19 protein-coding genes and 1 tRNA gene are annotated in these 18251 nt (G+C 70.4%); 8 read left to right on the plus strand and 12 right to left on the minus strand.

Annotated elements, in window-relative coordinates:
- Positions 1-56 precede the first annotated feature (56 nt).
- Positions 57-1316, plus strand: coding sequence for a nucleotide sugar dehydrogenase (locus FHP06_RS06430; protein ID WP_147684891.1), 1260 nt, complete (start codon positions 57-59; stop codon positions 1314-1316).
- A 25-nt stretch (positions 1317-1341) separates the two neighbouring features.
- Here the strand turns inward: FHP06_RS06430 and FHP06_RS06435 are convergent, their stop codons facing one another.
- From FHP06_RS06435 to FHP06_RS06465, 7 genes are read right to left on the minus strand one after another with little or no spacing between them, the layout of a single operon-like run.
- Positions 1342-1632: a hypothetical protein gene (locus tag FHP06_RS06435; RefSeq protein ID WP_147684893.1), complete on the minus strand. Its 291-nt coding sequence runs from the start codon at positions 1630-1632 to the stop codon at positions 1342-1344.
- A 1-nt stretch (position 1633) separates the two neighbouring features.
- Positions 1634-4093: a glycosyltransferase family 2 protein gene (locus FHP06_RS06440; RefSeq protein ID WP_147684895.1), complete on the minus strand. Its 2460-nt coding sequence runs from the start codon at positions 4091-4093 to the stop codon at positions 1634-1636.
- 6 nt (positions 4094-4099) lie between these two features.
- The gene (locus tag FHP06_RS06445) at positions 4100-5398 is read right to left on the minus strand and encodes a class I SAM-dependent methyltransferase (protein ID WP_147684897.1); all 1299 of its coding nucleotides are present in this window, start codon (positions 5396-5398) and stop codon (positions 4100-4102) included.
- Entirely contained in the window at positions 5395-6753 is a 1359-nt protein-coding gene (locus FHP06_RS06450; protein WP_147684899.1) for an FAD-binding oxidoreductase, read from the minus strand. The genes FHP06_RS06445 and FHP06_RS06450 overlap by 4 nt, the downstream gene beginning before the upstream one ends.
- 9 nt (positions 6754-6762) lie before the next feature.
- Complete coding sequence (gene aroQ, locus FHP06_RS06455) at positions 6763-7197, minus strand: type II 3-dehydroquinate dehydratase (RefSeq protein ID WP_147684904.1); 435 nt, start codon at positions 7195-7197, stop codon at positions 6763-6765.
- Positions 7194-7853 carry a pirin family protein gene (locus FHP06_RS06460; protein WP_147684906.1) on the minus strand — a complete coding sequence of 220 codons (660 nt, stop codon included), beginning with the start codon at positions 7851-7853 and terminating at the stop codon, positions 7194-7196. The genes aroQ and FHP06_RS06460 overlap by 4 nt, the downstream gene beginning before the upstream one ends.
- On the minus strand, positions 7846-8196 hold the full coding sequence (locus tag FHP06_RS06465) for a metallopeptidase family protein (RefSeq protein ID WP_147684908.1): 351 nt from the start codon (positions 8194-8196) through the stop codon (positions 7846-7848). Before FHP06_RS06465 ends, FHP06_RS06460 begins: the two co-directional genes overlap by 8 nt.
- 51 nt (positions 8197-8247) lie before the next feature.
- On the opposite strand from FHP06_RS06465, the gene FHP06_RS06470 reads away from it, so the two are divergent.
- From FHP06_RS06470 to FHP06_RS06480, 3 genes are all read left to right on the plus strand, one after another.
- Positions 8248-9801, plus strand: coding sequence for a peptidoglycan-binding protein (locus tag FHP06_RS06470; RefSeq protein WP_147684910.1), 1554 nt, complete (start codon positions 8248-8250; stop codon positions 9799-9801).
- 25 nt (positions 9802-9826) lie between these two features.
- A tRNA-Glu gene (locus FHP06_RS06475) sits at positions 9827-9899 on the plus strand.
- Between the two features lie 28 nt (positions 9900-9927).
- Complete coding sequence (locus FHP06_RS06480) at positions 9928-10254, plus strand: histone-like nucleoid-structuring protein Lsr2 (protein ID WP_147684912.1); 327 nt, start codon at positions 9928-9930, stop codon at positions 10252-10254.
- Here FHP06_RS06480 and FHP06_RS15935 read toward each other — a convergent pair.
- On the minus strand, positions 10222-10380 hold the full coding sequence (locus FHP06_RS15935; RefSeq protein WP_187271812.1) for a hypothetical protein: 159 nt from the start codon (positions 10378-10380) through the stop codon (positions 10222-10224). The genes FHP06_RS06480 and FHP06_RS15935 overlap by 33 nt on opposite strands.
- 140 nt (positions 10381-10520) lie before the next feature.
- On the opposite strand from FHP06_RS15935, the gene FHP06_RS06485 reads away from it, so the two are divergent.
- Positions 10521-10874 carry a hypothetical protein gene (locus FHP06_RS06485; RefSeq protein WP_147684914.1) on the plus strand — a complete coding sequence of 118 codons (354 nt, stop codon included), beginning with the start codon at positions 10521-10523 and terminating at the stop codon, positions 10872-10874.
- Between the two features lies 1 nt (position 10875).
- On the opposite strand, the gene FHP06_RS06490 is transcribed toward FHP06_RS06485, so the two are convergent.
- On the minus strand, positions 10876-11223 hold the full coding sequence (locus FHP06_RS06490; RefSeq protein WP_147684917.1) for a hypothetical protein: 348 nt from the start codon (positions 11221-11223) through the stop codon (positions 10876-10878).
- A 59-nt stretch (positions 11224-11282) separates the two neighbouring features.
- Between FHP06_RS06490 and gluQRS the strand changes: the two genes are divergently transcribed.
- Entirely contained in the window at positions 11283-12155 is an 873-nt protein-coding gene (gene gluQRS, locus FHP06_RS06495) for a tRNA glutamyl-Q(34) synthetase GluQRS (RefSeq protein ID WP_147684919.1), read from the plus strand.
- Between the two features lie 129 nt (positions 12156-12284).
- Entirely contained in the window at positions 12285-13190 is a 906-nt protein-coding gene (locus tag FHP06_RS06500) for an NAD-dependent epimerase/dehydratase family protein (RefSeq protein WP_147684922.1), read from the plus strand.
- On the opposite strand, the gene FHP06_RS06505 is transcribed toward FHP06_RS06500, so the two are convergent.
- Genes FHP06_RS06505 through FHP06_RS06515 form a run of 3 tightly spaced genes read right to left on the minus strand, consistent with a single transcriptional unit; the run spans position 13187 to position 15922 of the window.
- Positions 13187-14005, minus strand: coding sequence for an alpha/beta fold hydrolase (locus FHP06_RS06505; protein ID WP_147684925.1), 819 nt, complete (start codon positions 14003-14005; stop codon positions 13187-13189). The genes FHP06_RS06500 and FHP06_RS06505 overlap by 4 nt on opposite strands.
- A 1-nt stretch (position 14006) precedes the next feature.
- Entirely contained in the window at positions 14007-14654 is a 648-nt protein-coding gene (locus tag FHP06_RS06510) for a LuxR C-terminal-related transcriptional regulator (protein WP_147684927.1), read from the minus strand.
- Positions 14606-15922, minus strand: coding sequence for a sensor histidine kinase (locus FHP06_RS06515; RefSeq protein WP_187271813.1), 1317 nt, complete (start codon positions 15920-15922; stop codon positions 14606-14608). Before FHP06_RS06515 ends, FHP06_RS06510 begins: the two co-directional genes overlap by 49 nt.
- Before the next feature lie 159 nt (positions 15923-16081).
- Here FHP06_RS06515 and FHP06_RS06520 point away from each other — a divergent pair, with 159 nt between their 5' ends.
- Positions 16082-18214, plus strand: a complete 2133-nt coding sequence (locus FHP06_RS06520; protein WP_147684933.1) for an MMPL family transporter — start codon at positions 16082-16084, stop codon at positions 18212-18214.
- The last annotated feature ends 37 nt before the right edge of the window (positions 18215-18251 follow it).

Raw genomic sequence — 18251 nt, forward strand, 5'->3', positions numbered from 1 at the left:
CGCATCGCTCAGGTAGCCTGACGCTCGGCATCCTCACGAATCACAAGGAGAACGCGTTGTCCCACGACATGGCCATCATCGGCCTCGGTTACGTTGGACTCCCCCTCGCCCAGCAGGCAGCACGCTCGGGCCTCTCCGTCGTCGGCTTCGACGTCAACCGGGGCCTGGTCGACTCGCTGAACGCGGGCACCAGTCACATCGACGACCTCTCCGACGCCGACGTCGCCGAGATGCTCAACCTCGGCTTCTCCGCCAGCACGGACGAGGCCGTCCTCGCCGACGCCGACACGATCGTGATCTGCGTGCCCACGCCGCTGTCCGATGAGGGCGAGCCCGACCTCGCGGCCGTCCGCGCCGCCACCACGACGATCGCGCGCCAGCTCCGCGCCGGCCAACTCGTCGTCCTGGAGTCCACCACGTACCCCGGCACCACCGACGAGGTCGTCCGCCCGATCCTCGAGGAGGGCGGGCTCGTCGCGGGCCAGGACTTCAACCTCGCGTTCTCGCCCGAGCGGGTCGACCCGGGCAACCCGACCTACGGCATCGAGAACACCCCGAAGGTCGTCGGCGGGCACACGCCGGCGTGCACCGAGCGGGCCGCCGCCTTCTACGGCCGCTTCATCACCACGGTCGTGCCGTCCAAGGGCACCCGCGAGGCCGAGATGACGAAGCTGCTGGAGAACACGTACCGGCACATCAACATCGCGCTGGTGAACGAGATGGCGCAGTTCTGCCACGAGATGGACATCGACCTCTGGGAGGTCATCCGCAACGCCGCCACCAAGCCGTTCGGCTTCCAGGCGTTCTATCCCGGCCCCGGCGTCGGTGGTCACTGCATCCCGATCGACCCCAACTACCTGTCCTACAAGGTGCGGGCGTCCCTCGGCCGGCCGTTCCAGTTCGTCGAGCTCGCGCAGTCGATCAACCTGCAGATGCCGGCGTACGTGGTGGAGCGCGTCGCCGATCTGCTCAACGACGAGGGCAAGGCGCTGCGCGGATCGTCGATCCTGCTGCTCGGCGTGACCTACAAGCCCAACATCGCCGACCAGCGCGAGTCGCCGGCCACCCCGCTGGCGCAGCTGCTGCTCGACAAGGGCGCCGACCTGAGCTTCCACGACCCGCACGTCCAGGAGTGGTCCCCCAACGGCGTCTCCGTGCCCCGGGCCGACGACCTGAACCAGGCGATCGCCCAGGCCGATCTGGCGGTCCTGCTGCAGAACCATGCCGAGTACGACCTCGAGGCGATCGCGAAGGGCGCCCACCTGCTGTTCGACACCCGTGGCGCCACCCAGCATCCTGGCGGCTTCCGCCTCTGACCAGCCGAATGGGCTGACGTTCGTCTCAGTCATCTCCGGACGCTCGAAGGATTCGCTGGAGCGCCTCGGACTCGGTGACCACGCGCGCCGAGACGTTCGCGACGTCGCGAGACACCCGCAGCTCCATGCGACGCAGCTGCTCAGCCTTCTGGAGGTGAGTCTGGAGAAGCAGCAGCCCGACGCTCACCAGTAGACCGATCACCCCCGTCGAGGCGAGGCGCCAGGAGTCGATGGCGACTCCGACCATCCCGACGACACTGGCAGCGCCGCCCATGACGACCAGGCTGAGCACACGACGACCAAGACGCTTCACCATGTCACCCATTGTGGTCGATCAGGTCGGACACCTGGTGCACGTACACGGCCGCCGTCAAGCTCTCGTCGACGTGCCGCCACCCACGCTGCTGCTGCTCAAGGTAGCGACGCGGGTCGTTCACGACGTCGCTGACGACCTGCGGCACCTCCGGAGCAGCGGCATAGAGGACCGCCTCACCCCACGTCGACCGGTACGTCTCGTCGGCAACCACGAGACAGCCGACGGACAGTGCGTCGTCGACGATCGTCGACCGGGCAGGCCCCCAAGATCGTGGCGGCAGGGAAACGAACGCGTCGAGGGACCAGAGCATGTCGTTGACGGTCCCGGCATGGACGAGCCAGTTCGGTGGAACCGCGCGGGTCCCCCTCACCCGCTCGATGACGCCCGCTGGGTCGTGGATCCGGACATCGAAGGCGTCGTCATCGGGCAGGCGGTCCACCAGGTCCGACCACGTCGGGCGATCCTTCGACGGGACCTCGAGACCGGCGGTCCCGATCACGGGCCGTCCACTCGTCGGACGACCCGAGTACGGCCGGCGCTGCGAGGCAGCGACGCCCCAAGGCCGCGGTTCCAGCATCGGTCCGATGGCGCCCTCGGCACGAAGCTCTCGCGCCACCTCATGGGTGGCGGGCCACCACGTCGCCTCGACATGAAACAGCGATCTCACGGCGGACTCGACGTACGCCGGGTCATACGTGAGCCACCCGCCCTCGGGCGCCCGGGGTGGCCACGCGGCCTTCACGACGACCCGCTCGGCGCTAAGACGGACGCGCGCGGCGGGCGGCGCATGTCCGAGGATCTCGGGATCGTCGACGAGCACGAGACGAGAGGTGACGTCAGAACCCCAGAAGTCCCAGTCCAGAAGCCCGGCCGCGACCGCGGCGTTCACCCGCCGATCATTCGGATGACGACCCCTTCGAGCGAAGCGCGGAGTCTCGGCATGAAGGAAGTGCGTACGCCATGGCGACCCGGCCAGCGCCAGGAGCTCTTCCACGGCGCCTCGGTACCGTCCGATGCCAGCCCGCCAGTCAGAGATCACGAGCACGTCGCACGTCGTTCTGGCGACGTCTTCTCCGAGGATCTGCGCAGGCGCCCGAAAGGGTCGGGGCGCCGAGGGGTCGAGCCACGGATCCGCGCGACCCGCCTGGATCTCCTCGTGCCAGAGACCGTAAGCCTGTCGGTAGGCCACCCGGTCGGGATCGTGGTGCCCGAGACGGAAGTCCGAACGCGACAAGGACCCATGGGTGAGCTGGATCAGCGCCAGCGGCTCGTTGATGCTGGTCACTGACGACGCGCCGAAGACAGCCACCAGTCGGGACGTGAACTCCGAGTCGGCGGCCTTGCGTGTCGTGTCGAAGCCGCCGAGACGCTCGAGGACCGGTGCCCGACGAAACACCAGCGAGGACGTGTTCACCCAGTACGGCGAGTAGCCGATCTTGACGGAGCTCAGCTCGGGATACACGCGCACCGCTCTGCTTGTCGTGGCGAGCACGGCAGCGTCCTCCAGCATCGGCGCCATCTGTCGTCTGATGCGATCGGGGTGCGACCAATCGTCCGAGTCCTGGAACGCGATGAACTCCCCTCGGGCCAGGGCGAGGGCCCGGTTCCGGATGCGGTAGGTGCCGCCGTTGATCTCCATTCGCACCAGAGTGAACCGATCGTCGGTGGCGACCGCCTGCTCGATCAACGATGTGTAGTCCGGGCCAGAGCAGTCGTCCACCACGAGAACCTCGAGCGACCGCCACGTCTGTGCGGACAGAGACCGAAGAGCCGTGAAGAGGCTGTCATCGGGGCGGAACACCGACATGACCACGGTGACGAGGGGGCCGTTCTCGACCACCAGCGAGGGATCGGTGACGCCGTGCAACCGGTTGAACGCCTCGGGTGCGTCACCGTGGAGCTCCACGGGGGTCAATCCGCGCTCGGCGAAGATCTCGTTGAACACCTTCAGCCAATGGTCTTGGCTGACCGCATCGTGACCGGCTCGACGGCGCAGGAGCTCCGTGCGAACCATCCACCTGACCCAGCGGTCATTGAGCCGGGACACCAGGCTGGCCGCGTACTCGTCCCGCCCGATCGCCACGTTCGTCTGGGCGTCCAGGAGCTCCGAGGTCCGATCGAGCGGCTCGGACCCCGACAACAGCCTCAGAACCTGGTAGAGGTCGGCCGCTTCCTCCGCGCGATGGGTCGCGCGACCCGCTGCCAGCCACGCCAAGGCGGCCAGACCCTGCAGGTCCGTGGACCGTCGCTCCGCGTCCAGGTCGTGGTCCGATGGCGAGGCCAGCAGGTCGCGCGCCCAGGCCAGCACCTGGGGGAAGTCGCGACGACCCTGTGAAGCGATGAGGGCCAGATGCGTCTCGCCTACCTCGGCGTCGAAGCGAAGAAATGCGGCGCTGAGGGCCAGCGGGTTTTTGGCAAGATGAAGAGCCTGGTCACGCAAATACCCCGGGACGTTGTCCAACGCGGCTCAGCTGACCCAGGTGGGGCGCAGGGGCATGTGCGCGTCGCCGTCGGGGCCGACCTTGACGCCGAGCACGTGGTGCAGGCCGATCTCGTTGCGCTCGAACGCGAGCCGCGAGCCGGCCATGTAGATGCCCCACACCTTGGCGGTGCCGAGGCTGACCTCCTGCAGCGCCTCGTCCCAGTGCGCCTCGAGGTTCTCGTTCCAGCCCTTCAGCGTCATGGCGTAGTGCTCGCGGATGTCCTCGACGTGGCGCACCTCGAGGCCGTTGTCGTGCACGGCGTTGACGATGCGGCCGACCGAGGCGAGCTCGCCGTCCGGGAACACGTACCGGTCGATGAACGCGCCCGGGCTGGTGTCCATGGTGTTGTCGCGGCGGGTGATGCAGTGGTTGAGCAGGCGCCCGCCGACCTTGAGCTTGCCGGCCAGGAACGAGAAGTACGACGGGTAGTTGCGCACGCCGATGTGCTCGGTGAGGCCGATGGAGCTGACCGCGTCGAAGCCGGTCTCGACGACGTCGCGGTAGTCGCCGAAGCGCACCTCGGCGAGGTGGTCGAGGCCCTGCTCCTTGATCTTGTCCTGCGCCCAGATGGCCTGCTGCTCGCTGAGCGTGACGCCGATGGCCTTGACGCCGTAGTGCTCGGCGGCGTGCCGGACCATGCCGCCCCAGCCGCAGCCGACGTCGAGCAGGCGGTCGCCCTCCTTGAGGTCGAGCTTGCGCGCGACGAGGTCGTACTTCGCGAACTGGGCCTCCTCGAGCGTGGCGTCCTCACTCGGGAACACGGCGCAGGTGTACGTCATCGACGGGCCGAGGACCATCTCGTAGAACCGGTTGGAGACGTCGTAGTGGTGGTGGATGACCTCGGCGTCGCGGGCCTTGCTGTGCCGCCAGCCCTCCATGACGCGCCGCCACTTGGGGAGGTGCTCCTCCGGCGGGGGCGGCGGCGGCTTGAGGTTGGAGATGCCGAGGCTGCGGACGATCTGCAGCAGCTCGGTCGGCGTCGGCACCTTGAGGGTGAGCTTGCTCTGGATGAGCTTCATCGCCTCGTACGGGTTGCCGAGGCTGATGCCGTCGGCCTCGAGGTCGCCGGCGACGAACGCGCGGCCGAAGCCGAGGTCGCCCGGTGCCGTCATCAGGTAAGCCAGTCCCCGCTCGTTGAGCAGGCGGAGCGTGAACGGGGCGTCGTCGGCCGACGGGCCGGCGGTGCTGCCGTCGTACGCCTCGAACCGGAACGGCATGCCGTCCTTCATCAGGCGCGACAGCGCGTCGGCGATGGTCAGGCGGGTGCCGACATCGATCGTCATGAGTTCCTCACCGCTTTCTCGTAGAGGGTGCTGAGCCGACCGTCCGGGTCGTAGCGATGACGTGCAGCGGCCAGCACCTCGCCGCCGTACATCTGGGCGAACGTCTCCTCGTCGTAGAACGCCTCGGAGTACAGGGACTTGTGGCCGCCGAGGGCATGCACCTGCTCCTCGATGCGGCGGTTCATCAGGCCGGGCTCGGAGCCCGCGGGCACCTCGACCGTGCCCCAGAACCCGACGTTGACGTAGATCTCGCCGGGCGTCAGCGGGTACACCGGCCAGGTGCGGGTGGCGCGCAGCGGGCACAGCCATACCGGGCGCATGCCGACCTCGGCGTCGAACCAGGAGAGGAAGTCCGGGAGCTGCTCGACCGGCACCTCGATGTCCTGGATGACCTTCTCGCGCCCGGGCACGCGCTTGATCCGGTCGAGCACCTTGCTGACGCCGATCTTCGCGTCGAGGCCCAGGAGGCGGTGGTAGACGTCGCTCCGGCGGTACCGGCGCGGCCAGACGCGGCGCACCCAACGGTTCTGCGCGCCGAACGCGGCCGAGCACCAGAACCAGTCGGTGTCCCAGCGCCAGAGGTAGTCGTACATCGTCAGCAGGTCGGTCTCGCGCCGCTGGATCGACTTGTAGTAGACCCTTTGGCCCGCGTAGTCGCTGGTGGGGCCGGCCTTGTCGGTAAACGTGGCGAGCGTCAGGTAGATCTCGTCGGGGCTGAACGCCGTGCCGTCCAAGCCGTCGATCTTCTCGCCGTGCCACGAGCCGGCCTCGACGATCTCGGCGATCGCCTTGGCCGCCGACGGGGCGTCGACGAACCGCAGGTGCCGCAGCACGACGTGGCTCGGCACCTTCTCCAGCTTGATCCGGAGGCGCGTGGCGTAGCCGAGGCTGCCGTAGGAGTTGGGGAACGCGTCGAACAGGTCGGCGTGGTCGGTGCCCGGCGCCGCGGTGACGACCTCGCCGCTGCCGGTGAGGATGTCCATCTCCAGCACCGACTCGTGCGGCAGGCCGTTGCGGTACGACGTGGACTCGATGCCGAGGCCGGTGACGGCGCCGCCGAGCGTGATCGAGCGCAGCTGCGGCACGACGTAGGGGATTAACCCGTGCGGCAGCAGCTCGTCGACGAGCGTCTCGTACGTGCACATCCCCTGGACGTCGGCGGTGCCGGCGTCCGCGTCGATCGCAATGACGCCGTCGAGCCCGCTGACGTCGAGGCCCGGCGCGTCCGTGGCGCTGCGCGGACGGAACAGGTTCGACGTGGGCTTCGCGAGGCGGACCGGGTCACCCGGGGCGATGGCTGCGTACGACGCGACGAGCGCCTCGACGGCGCGAGTGTGAGACTCCCATCCCTTCACTCGCTCAGACTATGCCCGGCCGTCCAACGCAAGGAAGCGCAGGGCAGCCGCGTACCCCTCGGTGCCCATGCCCATGACCACGGCGGCGGCGATGTCGCTGAGGTACGAGGTGTGCCGGAACGGCTCGCGCGCATGGATGTTGCTGAGGTGGACCTCGACGAGCGGCGCGGTGAGCTGGCTGGCGGCGTCACGAACGGCGACGGACGTGTGCGTCCACGCGCCGGCGTTCAGCACGACGGCCGACCCGGCGTCGGCGGCGGCGTGCAGCCAGCCGATCATCTCGGCCTCGTCGTCGGTCTGCCGGACCTCGACGCCGAGCCCCAGCTCGGCGCCGGTCTTGGTGCAGAGCTCGACGAGGTCGTCGTACGTGGCGGTCCCGTAGACGTCGGGCTCGCGCACGCCGAGGCGGCCCAGGTTGGGGCCGTTCAGGATGAGGACCGTCATCGCGTCACCTGCCAGATCAGCGCGTCCGCGGGGCCGGACGCACTCAGATCGTACGCGGCTCCGTCGGTGAGCCGGGCCTCGTCGCCGGCCTCGAGCGTCTCGCCGTCGAGCGAGATCGACCCGGTGGTGACGTGCACCAGGCTGCGCGGAGCACCGGGAACCGTGACGCTCTGACCGGCGTCGAGGTGCAGCACGAACAGCTCCGCGGGCGCGCTCACCGACACCGCCGGCGTCAGCACCCCGGGCTCCGGGGAGACGTCGACGCTGTCGTAGTCGGGCTCGTCGAGGTGCTCGGACGCAAGCATCATCTGCACGAAGCGGAGCGGCTCGGTGGCCGACGCATTGCGCTCGGCATGCTCCACGCCGGTGCCGGCGCTGAGCCGCTGCGCGGTACCCGGACGGATCGTGCCGCGGTGGCCGGTCGTGTCCTCGTGGTCGAGCGCCCCCTCGAGCACCCAGGTGACGATCTCGACGTCGGCGTGCCGGTGCGCGTCGTACCCGGCTCCCGGCGCGACGTTCTCCTCGTTGATCGCGATCAGCGGGCCGAACCCGACGTTCTGCGGGTCGTAGTGAGCGCCGTAGCTGAACGAGTGGAACGTGGTGACGTCGGGCGACTCGGTGACGTACCGGTCGGCGGACCTGCGGATCTCAGGCATAGCCGAGCTCGTGCAGCCGGTCGTCGTCGATGCCGAAGTGGTGCGCGATCTCGTGCACCACGGTGATGCGGACCTCGTGGACCACGTCCGCCTCGGTGTCGCAGATCTCCAGCGTCGGGTTGCGGAACACGACGATGCGGTCGGGCAGCACGCCGCCGTACATGCTGTCGCGCTCGGTCAGGGCCACGCCGTCGTAGACGCCGAGCAGGTCGGGGTCGTCCGGCGGCGGGTCGTCCTCGATGAACAGGGCGACGTTGTCGAGCAGCGACGCCAGCTCCGGGGGAACGGACCGGAACGCCTCCTCGACCAGCTCGGCGAACCGGTCGTCACTCAGCTCGACCATTTCCCCATCCTGCCCGACCGCCGAGTACTACCGTTCGAGCAGAGGTACCAGATGGCCAAGTTCGCCCCCCACACCGCGTCATCAGCAGCCGCCCGGGCCAAGGCCAAGGTGGGCGAGAAGAACGCCGTCGGCATGTGCGCCCGCGAGGTGATCGTCGGGATCTTCGAGATCCCGCCGCCGTGGAAGTGGGGAGGCAACGGCAAGGCCTGGGCGGTCAACTACTTCAAGGGCGCCCAGCAGGTGGTGCGCACGAGCGACCCCAAGGAGATCCCGAAGGGCGCGATGGTCTTCTGGGACGCCCGCCCGAACGCGAAGACCAACGGCCAGCGGGCGGGTCACGTCGCCGTCGGCGCGGGCAACGGGAAGTGCTACTCGACCGACCTGCCGACGAGCGGCCGCTGGGGCCTGATCAACATCTCCCTCGTCGAGAAGCAGTGGGGCAAGAAGCTGCTCGGCTACGTCGTCATCGACGGCATGGGGTTCACGCTGACGGACGAACCGGTCGAGCTGAAGCCGCTCGACCAGTACACGTCGGCGGACTTCGGCACGGGCGCCGTCGGCCCGCAGGTGACACTGCTCGGCGAGCGCCTCGTGGTGCACCTCGCCGCGCTCGGCATCGCGTCGCCGTACGCGAAAGGTCCCGGCCCGAAGTGGGGTGACGCCGACGAGCGTGCCGTCCAGCTGTTCCAGCTCGCGCAGGGCTGGCAAGGCGCTGCGGCCGACGGGCTGCCCGGGCCCGAGACGCTCAAGCGGCTGGTGGCCGAGCCCACCGCGGTCGGGCCGATCGTCCCGCTCGTCGACATCCCGGCGACCGCCACGGTCACCGTCCGCACGCTGCAGATGAACGTCGCCGGCTACAACGCGGAGAAGGGCATGCGGACCGCGGTCAGCCGGTCGAAGCGCATCGTGAAGCGCGTGCGGGCGCTCGAGCCGCAGGTCGCGTGCTTCCAGGAGCTGTCCAACCTGAAGAAGTCGAAGATGCTGCCGCTCTTCGACTCCGGGCTCAAGGGTGTGCTGACCCGGGCGAAGGGCGGCTCGGACGGCCGGCACGTCTACTTCGGCGGGCCCGCAGGGCACCGGGTGCAGCGGGTCGCCTCGGGCGTCATCCAGGTGACGGCCGGCCACCGTTTCCGAGGGGACGACAAGCAGGCTGCCTGGCTGGCCTACACCGTCGACGGCGTCCTCGCGATGGATGTTTCGTTCCACCTGGAGAGCGACGACGGGATCGACGCCAAGACCGGCCTGACCGCCGACGAGCTCCGGCCGCTGCAGATGCTCGACTTCCTCGACCAGACGATCGCGCTGGCCAAGAAGCACCAGGTCGACCAGCGCAACGTCATGCTCTGCGGCGACACCAACAGCAAGCGCGCCGTCCGGGACGCGATGGCCGCCCGCGACTGGGTCTCGGTGGCCGAGGTGGCGAGGACCGCCGAGAAGGCCGACCTCCAGACGCACAACCGCTGGAGGAAGACCGTCAAGGGCCCGCCGATCGACTACGCGTTCGTCCCGAAGGGCGTCGAGTGCGTGAAGTGGCGGCAGGAACCGGACGAGACCCTGGCCGACCACAACCTCATCGTCTTCACCCGGGAGCTCACCCGTCCCTGACGGCACTATGCTGGTCCGGCATCAGGCCCCCATCGTCTAGCGGCCTAGGACGCCGCCCTTTCACGGCGGTAGCACGGGTTCGAATCCCGTTGGGGGTGCTTCGCCCACAGGACGGACGTGATGACGATGGCCAAGAAGACGGTGGAGACCTACTTCTCCGACCTCAGCGGCGCGCAGATCGACGGGTCGGCGCCCACCACGCACTTCGCGGTCGACGGCCGCTCCTACGAGATCGACCTCACGCCGCAGGAGAAGGCCGCGCTCGACCAGGCCCTCGCCCCGTACGTGGCTGCCGCCCGGCCGGCGTCCGGCACGCGGCGCGCCCGGTCGTCCACGCCGTCCGGCGTCGACCCGAAGACGGTCCGCGCCTGGGCCGTGGAGCAGGGCCTCGACGTGCCCGCCCGTGGACGGGTCCCGGCCTCAGTGGTCGAGGCCTACACGGCCGCGCACTAGCGTCGCGCGCTCGGCCCGGCGCTCACGCGCCTTGAGGAAGAGGTCCTCCGCCCGGAAGACCAGGACGTAGCCCAACGCTCCCACGACGAACAGTGCTGCGAGCGTGGCGATCAGGAACGTCAACATGCGTTGCTTCTCCTCGAACGTGCAGGTCAGGGGGTTGTTCCTGACAGTACCCAGAGCGTTCAAGGGCAAACCGAGATGCAGCCGCGGCCCGGGTGGCGTACGTCTGGAGACGAGAGCATTCCCCGACGAGAGGAGCCGTCATGGCTGCCGTGATCATCGTCCTGCTGCTCGTGGTGCTGGCGGGAGCGGGCGCCGCGATCTTCTTCGGGGGCGCGGTCGGCGTCAGTCGTGCGGGCGGCGCGGCGCACACCACCGAGCCGGACCTCCGGTACCCCGTGCCCTACGGCGTCGACCCGGCCACGGTGATCAACGTGCTCCGACGCGAGGGCTACGAGGCGACGGAGGCCGAGGACGTGCAGCACCAGCCCGTCGTGCACATCCGCGGCAAGGGCGCGACGGCGGACCGCGAGGCGGTGCGCTCCGCGCTGACCCGGGTGCCCTTCAACGAGGGGCACGACCCGGCCGGCGTGGCCGTCCGGTTCAGCGACGAGTAGGTCAGTCCGTCGCGACGGCGACGACGACGCAGACCACGGCCGCGAAGACCACCGTCGCCACGACGTCGAGGTTCACCCGGCGGTGGCTGACCACCTCGGCGCCCCTCGTCGTCGTCCGCTCGATCAGGCTGAACATCACGCCGAGCGAGCCGGCCGCCAGGAGCACCCAGAACGCCGGCATGAGCGACGCCCCGGCGAGCATCCGGAGCACGAGCGCCACCAGGGCCGTGGCCAGCGTCTTCGCGCCGTAGACGAACGAACGCGTGCCGATGGGGCGCTTCGCCACCTCGTCGACGTCCTCGACGTCCTCCTCCGGCGGCGGAACACGACTGAGGTCCTCAGGCTTCACCCTTCCGTTCTACCGACTCACGGCCGCGGCGCATCCCGAGCGCTCGACATACTGACCTCATGAGTGCCGGACGGTTCGCCCCGTCGCCGTCGGGCGACCTGCACGTCGGCAACCTGCGGACCGCGCTGCTCGCGTGGCTCTTCGCCCGGTCGACGGACCGGTCGTTCCTGATGCGTGTCGAGGACCTCGACCGCGTCCGGCCCGGCGCGGAGGAGCGCCAGCTCGACGACCTGCGAGCCATCGGTCTCGACTGGGACGGCGAGGTCGTCCGGCAGAGCGAGCGGCTCGCGCTGTACGAGGACGCCATCGACCGGCTCACGGAGGCGGGCCGGATCTACCCGTGCTTCTGCACCCGGCGGGAGATCCTCGACGCGCCGTCCGCCCCGCACGTGCCGCCGGGCTCCTACCCGGGTACGTGTCGCGACCTGACCGAGGAGGAACGCGCCCGCCGTGCCGTGGAACGGCCGGCGGCGCTCCGGCTGCGCGCGGACGTCGCCGAGTGGACGGTCACCGACGCGCTGCACGGAGAGTTCACCGGCGTCGTCGACGACCTCGTGCTCCGTCGCAACGACGGCGTACCCGCCTACAACCTGGCGGTCGTCGTGGACGACGGAGAGCAGGGCATCGACCAGGTGGTCCGGGGCGACGACCTGCTCACGTCCGCCCCGCGCCAGGCGTACCTCGCGTCGCTGCTCGGCCACGCCCAGCCGGAGTACGCCCACGTGCCGCTGGCCATCAACACCGCCAACCGGCGGCTCGCCAAGCGCGACGGCGCGGTGACACGTGGCGAGCTCGAGGAGCGCGGCGTCGACGTCCTGCGTCTGATCGCCGCCTCCCTCGGTCTCGAGGGCACCACCGCGCTCGACCTCCTCGACGGCTTCGACCCTCAGGCCCTCCCCCGCAACCCCTGGACCTTCGTCCCCCCTGCCTGACCAGCAATCGTGGCCCCCGGGTCCTCGAGATTTGGCCGCTTGCGCACGGTTTTCGCGTCGGATCGTCGAGATTTCGGTGCGCAAGCGGCCGAATCTCGCGGACCGGGGGGTGCGTGCAAGGCTGGAGGCATGACTGACTCGACGATCGTGGTGACCGGGGCGAACGGGTTCGTGGGGGCGCGGCTGTGCGAGGAGCTCGCGCGACGCGGGGCGACGGTCCGCGCGGTCGTCCGCCGCGAGGGCGCGGCGCCCCAGGCCGACGGGATCGAGGAGTGGGTCGGCGACTTCGGCGACGCCGATCTGGCCGCCCGCGTCACCGACGGTGCCGACGCCGTCGTCACCACGGTCCACCCGATGGGCTCGGACCGGGCGACGCAGCACCGCGTGGCCGTCGAGGGCACGCCGGTCCTGGCCCGTGCGGCGAGCGTGGCCGGCGTCGCTCGCTTCGTCCACCTCTCCACCGCCGCGGTCTACGACCGCTCCCCCAGCGCGGGCGACGTGGACGAGTCGTCCGCCCTCGTCGGCGACGACGCCAACGACTACGGCGCCACCAAGCGCGACACCGACCTGGCCCTCGCCGAGGTGGACGGCCTGACGACGGTGCTGGTGCGCCCGCCCGCGATCCTCGGCTCCGGGCCGACGTCGGTGTGGAACACCCTTCGCCCGCAGGGCATCCGCGACGACGAGAAGGCGCGCCACGCGATCCCGGACCAGACGTTCGCCTGGGTGCACGTCGACGACCTCGTCACGCTGCTCGCGGACCTCGCCACGGCGCGGATCGCCCCCGCGGACGACGTCACGGCCGGCCCCGTGACCGGCGCGTGCACGCCCCTGAACGTCGCGGCACCGCCGGCCACCGTGCGCGACTACTACGAGACGGTCACCAAGGCCCTCGGCGTCGATCCGGTCTGGGACGACCGCCCGGCCTGGACCGGCCGCATGGTCGCCGACCGGGCCCTCGGATGGGGCTGGGCGCCGACCGTCACCTTCGAGCAGGCCCTCGCGGAGCTCGACCGGGACGCTCGCGACGCCTAGTGCGCGTCGACGTGCGCGCGGATCAGCGCCGTGATCACGTCGGGCTGCTCCATGGTGCTCGAGTGGCCGGCACCCTCGACCACCTCGAGGCGCGAGCCGGCGATGCCCGACGCGATGACCTCGGACTTCGCCACCGGGGTCGCGACGTCCTCCGCACCCACGATCACCAGGGTCGGCGTGGTGATCGACGACAGCAGGTCCTCGCAGGGCTCGCGGTCCGTGACGCCGGCGATGGCGCCACGCATGCCCTTGCGCTGCGCTCCGCCGACGATCTCCACGAGCTCGGCGACGACGGCGTCGCCACGGGGCCCGTCGAGCGTCGACCGGCCGAACATGATCTGCGAGACCTTGCCGATGAGCGGCCGCATCCCGATCCAGCGGTAGATGTTCCCCAGCAGCCGGTACTGCGAGACCTTCTCCGGGTCCTCCGGACCGGCGCTGGTGTCGAGCAACGTCAGGGAGCGGAGCCGCTCCGGGTGCCGCGCGGCCAGCCGCATGCCGACGAACCCACCCATCGACAGCCCGACGTAGTGCAGCGTCTCGAGCCCGAGCTGGTCGATCAGCGCGACGACGTCGGTGGTGAGGGTGTCCATGTCGTAGCGGCCGTCGGCGGCGGGCTTCGACAAACCCTGGCCGCGGAAGTCGATGGTGATGCAGCGGTAGTCGCCGCGCAGCGCCTCGACCTGCGCGGCGTACATCCGGCCGCTGAACAGCAGGCCGTGGCCGAACAGGATCGCCGGGGCATCCGGCTTGCCGTCCGGCGCACCGGTGTCCTCGACGTTGACGTCGGTGCCGTTGAGCGCGAACAGGGCCATGTCAGCCTCCCTGGAGGTAGGCGACCACCGCGAGGACGCGACGGTTGTCGTCGTCGTCCGGCGGGAGGTCGAGCTTGGCGAAGATGTTGCTCGTGTGCTTGGCGATGGCCTTCTCGGTGACGAACAGCTGCGCGGCGATGGCGGTGTTCGACCGGCCCTCGGCCATCAGCGCGAGCACCTCGCGCTCGCGCTCGGTCAGCCGCTGCAGCGGGGTGTCGCCCTGGCGCCGCGAGAGCAGTGTCGAGACGACCTCCGGGTCGAGCGCCGTGCCGCCGGACGCCACCGTCCGCACGGCGTCGACGAATGCCGAGACGTCGGACACCCGGTCCTTGAGCAGGTAACCGACGCCACCGTCGCCGCTGCTCAGCAGCTCCCGGGCGTACAGCTGCTCGACGTACTGCGAGAGCACGAGCACCGGGAACCCGGGGCGCTCCGCGCGAGCCGCGATCGCGACCCGCAGCCCCTCGTCGGTGAACGTCGGCGGCATCCGGACGTCGACGACGGCCACGTCGGCCTCCGTCTCGCGGAGGGCGTCGGCGAGACCGTCGGCGTGCTCGGCGGCCGCGACGACCTCGAAGTCGTTGGCCTCCAGGATCCGGGTCAGTCCGTCGCGGAGGAGGGCGTTGTCCTCGCCGATGACAACGCGCACTCGACCTCCAGCGTGACGACCGTCGGCCCCCCGTCGGGACTGACCACGCTCATCCTGCCGTCCAAGGCATCAAGGCGTCGAGCGAGGCCCGCCAGTCCGCTGCCCTTGTCGAGCGAGGCGCCACCGACACCGTCGTCCGTGACGACCGCGCGGAGCGTCCCGTCGTCCCACGTCAGCTCGACGCTCGCGCGGGTGGCCTCGGCGTGCTTGGCGACGTTGGCCAGGCACTCCGCCACCGCGAAGTAGACGGCCGACTCGACCGGGGCCGGTGGCCGGCCGGGCAGCGAGACGACCGCGGTGACCGGCACCGCCATGTCGAGCGCGAGCGCCTGCACCGCTCCGGCGAGACCGCGGTCGGCCAGCACCGGCGGGTGGATCCCGCGGACGACCGAGCGCAGGTCACCGAGCGCGGTGGTGGAGGAGTCGCGGGCCTCGGCGAGCAGCCGGGCCGCGCCCTCGGGATCGGTCGTCAGCATCTGCTCGGCCAGGCCCAGCGTCATGCCGAGCGAGACGAGCCGGGCCTGGGCGCCATCGTGCAGGTCGCGCTCGATGCGCCGGAGCTCGGCGGCGGAGTGGTCGATGGCCTCGGCGCGGGTCTGCGCGACGTGGGCGACGCGACGCTCGAGCTGGTCGCGGGAGGGGGCGAGCATCGCTCGGTCGAGCCGCGCGACCCAACGGACGAGCACCGGCTCGAACCGCCACCACAGGGCGAACGAGACGAACATCCAGGTCCACTCGAAGAAGGACTCGATCTGGGTGTCGACCCTGAAGATGCCGTAGTTGACGTCGAACACGCCGTCGGGCGTGACCCAGAACAGGAACGGGTAGATCGCGTAGAAGATCGGCGCGAGCGTGAGCCCGAAGGCCAGCCACGAGATGGTCCAGCCGACCGTGACGCGCATCCACAACCAGGCGTAGTCGCGCCACCGGGCCGCGTCGCCGGCCCAGACGCGCAGGAGCCCCATCGACGAGGTGGCGCCGTTCATCGAGTAGGGACGCTCGATCTTCACGCGGAGGAGCCGGCCGGAGATCGCGCGGTGGGCGTCGGCGAACTTCGCCGTGAGGGGCACGAGGACGAGGAGGAGCGCGAGCCCGACGCCGACGGCCGCGACGCCGAGGGACACGGTCACCAGCACCAGCAGGACCAGCGCCGGGACGGCGAGCAGCACGTAGACGAACGCCATCGCGCTCATCCGCAGCCGGTGCGCGAGGCCGCCGCCGAACGACAGGAGTCGCTCGTCGCCCTTGCCGATGGTGGTGGTGCTCATGGTGATGCTCCTTCTCGGGATCAGGGTCTCATCCTGCGGAAACCCGCGGCCCGAGTCAGTGGGGCTGGGCCTACCTCTGAGTGGGGGTCCACGACCATCGATTCGCCGCCCGTCGCTCACGAGGCTGGAGTCCTCCCTTTGATCCGAGAGGAACGACTCATGAAACGCACCAACGCGACGGTTCGCGTCGCACGGTGGAGCGCCACCCATCCGTGGCGCGCCATCGCCCTGTGGGGCGCCGTCGTCATGGCCGCCCTGGCCCTCACGGCCACCGTCCCCACCCAGACCGCCTCGTTCTCCGACTCCCGTGTCGGCGAGTCCGGGCGGGCCGCCGACCTGATCGAGAAGGCCGGCCTCGCCGCCGACCCGGAGGAGTCCGTGGTCGTCACTGCACGGAAGGGCGCGCTCGACGAGGGCGCGGCCACGGCCGTCGCCGACGACGTCCGCACGCGGATGAGCCGGCTCCACGCGGTGAAGGCCGTCGCCGACCCGGTGTGGTCGTCCGACCGGTCGGCGCTCCTGGTGCCGATCTCGCTGCGCGGCACGCCGGACGACGCCGACGACAACGTCGGGAAGCTGCTCGACGTCACCGACGCCGTCCAGCGCGACCACCGCGACGTCGTCGTGCGCCAGGCCGGCTCGGCGTCGCTGGACTCCGGCATCAACGACCACGTCAACGAGGACCTGGCGTCCGGCGAGGCGCTCAGCCTGCCGATCACGTTCGCGATCCTGCTGGTGGCGTTCGGCGCGCTCATCGCGGCCGGCATCCCGGTGCTGCTCGCGTTCAGCTCGGTGCTGACGGCGCTCGCGATCTACGGACCGCTGTCCCACCTGGTGCCCGACGAGGGCACGGTGTCCAGCGTCGTGCTGCTGATGGGCATGGCCGTGGGTGTCGACTACTCGCTGTTCTACCTGCGCCGCGAGCGCGAGGAGCGGCGGCGTGGACGCTCGACCCTGGACGCGATCGAGATCGCCGCCCAGACGTCCGGTCACGCGGTGCTCGTCTCCGGTGCGGCCGTCGTCCTCGCGATGTCCGGCCTGTTCCTGATGCGCGAGGCGACGTTCGCCGGTCTCGCCGTCGGGTCGATCCTCGTCGTCGCCGTCGCGGTGCTCGGCTCCCTGACCGTGCTGCCGGCACTGCTGGCGAAGCTCGGCCGCTGGGTCGACCGCCCGCGCGTGCCGCTGCTGTGGCGCCTGAACCGGCGCATCGGCGAGGGCGGCATCAGCTCGCGGATCCTGCGTCCGGTGCTGGCCAACCCGCGGACGTCGACGCTGGTCACGGGCCTCGTGCTCGTCGGCGTGACGCTGCCGGTGCTCGGCCTGAAGACCGGCGAGGGCACTCTCGACACGCTGCCGCAGGACATCCCCGCGGTGCAGGCGTACGAGGCCGTCCAGGACGCGTTCCCGCAGGAGCACCCGACGATCGACGTGGTCCTGCACGGTCCGGCCGACTCGGCCGGCGCGGCACGTGCCGCGCTCGAGCAGGTCGGGTCCACGCTCGGCGGCGGTGACGTCCGGACGAGCGCGGACGGACGCACCAGCGTCCTGACCGTCGCGGCTCCGTACGTCGAGGGTGACGACCGCAACGCTGACGTCGTCGAGCGGCTGCGCGACACCGTCGTGCCGCGGGCGACCACCGGCCTCGACCACACCACGCACGCCGTCGGCGGCGACGTCGCCGAGCTCATCGATGCCGACGCCCAGCCGTCGCGCCTGCCCTGGGTGATCGCCTTCGTGCTCGTCCTGACGCTGGTGATCATGGGCTGGACGTTCCGCAGCGTCGTCATCGCGGCTGTCACCTCGGTGCTGAACCTGCTGTCGGTCGGCACGGCGTTCGGCGTGATGGTCCTGGTGTTCCAGCACAGCTGGGCGGACGGACTGCTCGACTACACGTCGCAGGGGTTCATCGTGGACTGGGTGCCGGTGTTCTGCTTCGTGGTGCTCATCGGCCTGTCGATGGACTACCACGTGTTCGTGCTCAGCCGGGTGCGCGAGTCCGTCGCCGCGGGCATGCCGTACGCGGACGCCGTCCGCACGGGCATCCGTGACACGGCCGGCGTCGTGACGAGCGCGGCCGCCGTGATGGTGTCGGTGTTCGCCGTGTTCGCCACGCTGAGCATGGTCGAGATGAAGCAGATGGGCGTCGGCCTCTCGGTCGCGATCCTCGTCGACGCGACGCTGATCCGCCTGGTGCTGCTGCCGTCGCTGCTGCTGCTCCTCGAGCGTCCGCTGTCGCGGGCGTGGGCGCCGCGGCCGCGGGCCGCCGAGCTGCGGGAGCCGCAGTACGTGTGAAGGAAATCCTTTCGACAGGCTTAAGGACCATTCCTTG

It is taken from the genome of Aeromicrobium terrae (assembly GCF_008039565.1).
In the GTDB taxonomy this organism is placed as follows: Bacteria; Actinomycetota; Actinomycetes; order Propionibacteriales; family Nocardioidaceae; genus Aeromicrobium; species Aeromicrobium terrae.

Excerpts from the sequence above, each read along its gene's own strand:
- FHP06_RS06520 (WP_147684933.1), top strand. The coding sequence starts at position 16,082 with ATGAAACGCACCAACGCGACGGTTCGCGTCGCACGGTGGAGCGCCACC.
- FHP06_RS06480 (WP_147684912.1), top strand. The coding sequence starts at position 9,928 with ATGGCCAAGAAGACGGTGGAGACCTACTTCTCCGACCTCAGCGGCGCG.
- FHP06_RS06500 (WP_147684922.1), top strand. The coding sequence starts at position 12,285 with ATGACTGACTCGACGATCGTGGTGACCGGGGCGAACGGGTTCGTGGGG.
- FHP06_RS06515 (WP_187271813.1), bottom strand. The coding sequence starts at position 15,922 with ATGAGCACCACCACCATCGGCAAGGGCGACGAGCGACTCCTGTCGTTC.
- FHP06_RS06435 (WP_147684893.1), bottom strand. The coding sequence starts at position 1,632 with ATGGTGAAGCGTCTTGGTCGTCGTGTGCTCAGCCTGGTCGTCATGGGC.
- FHP06_RS06470 (WP_147684910.1), top strand. The coding sequence starts at position 8,248 with ATGGCCAAGTTCGCCCCCCACACCGCGTCATCAGCAGCCGCCCGGGCC.
- aroQ (WP_147684904.1), bottom strand. The coding sequence starts at position 7,197 with ATGACGGTCCTCATCCTGAACGGCCCCAACCTGGGCCGCCTCGGCGTG.
- FHP06_RS06445 (WP_147684897.1), bottom strand. The coding sequence starts at position 5,398 with ATGACGATCGATGTCGGCACCCGCCTGACCATCGCCGACGCGCTGTCG.
- FHP06_RS06465 (WP_147684908.1), bottom strand. The coding sequence starts at position 8,196 with ATGGTCGAGCTGAGTGACGACCGGTTCGCCGAGCTGGTCGAGGAGGCG.
- FHP06_RS06485 (WP_147684914.1), top strand. The coding sequence starts at position 10,521 with ATGGCTGCCGTGATCATCGTCCTGCTGCTCGTGGTGCTGGCGGGAGCG.
- FHP06_RS06505 (WP_147684925.1), bottom strand. The coding sequence starts at position 14,005 with ATGGCCCTGTTCGCGCTCAACGGCACCGACGTCAACGTCGAGGACACC.
- FHP06_RS06460 (WP_147684906.1), bottom strand. The coding sequence starts at position 7,853 with ATGCCTGAGATCCGCAGGTCCGCCGACCGGTACGTCACCGAGTCGCCC.
- gluQRS (WP_147684919.1), top strand. The coding sequence starts at position 11,283 with ATGAGTGCCGGACGGTTCGCCCCGTCGCCGTCGGGCGACCTGCACGTC.
- FHP06_RS15935 (WP_187271812.1), bottom strand. The coding sequence starts at position 10,380 with ATGTTGACGTTCCTGATCGCCACGCTCGCAGCACTGTTCGTCGTGGGA.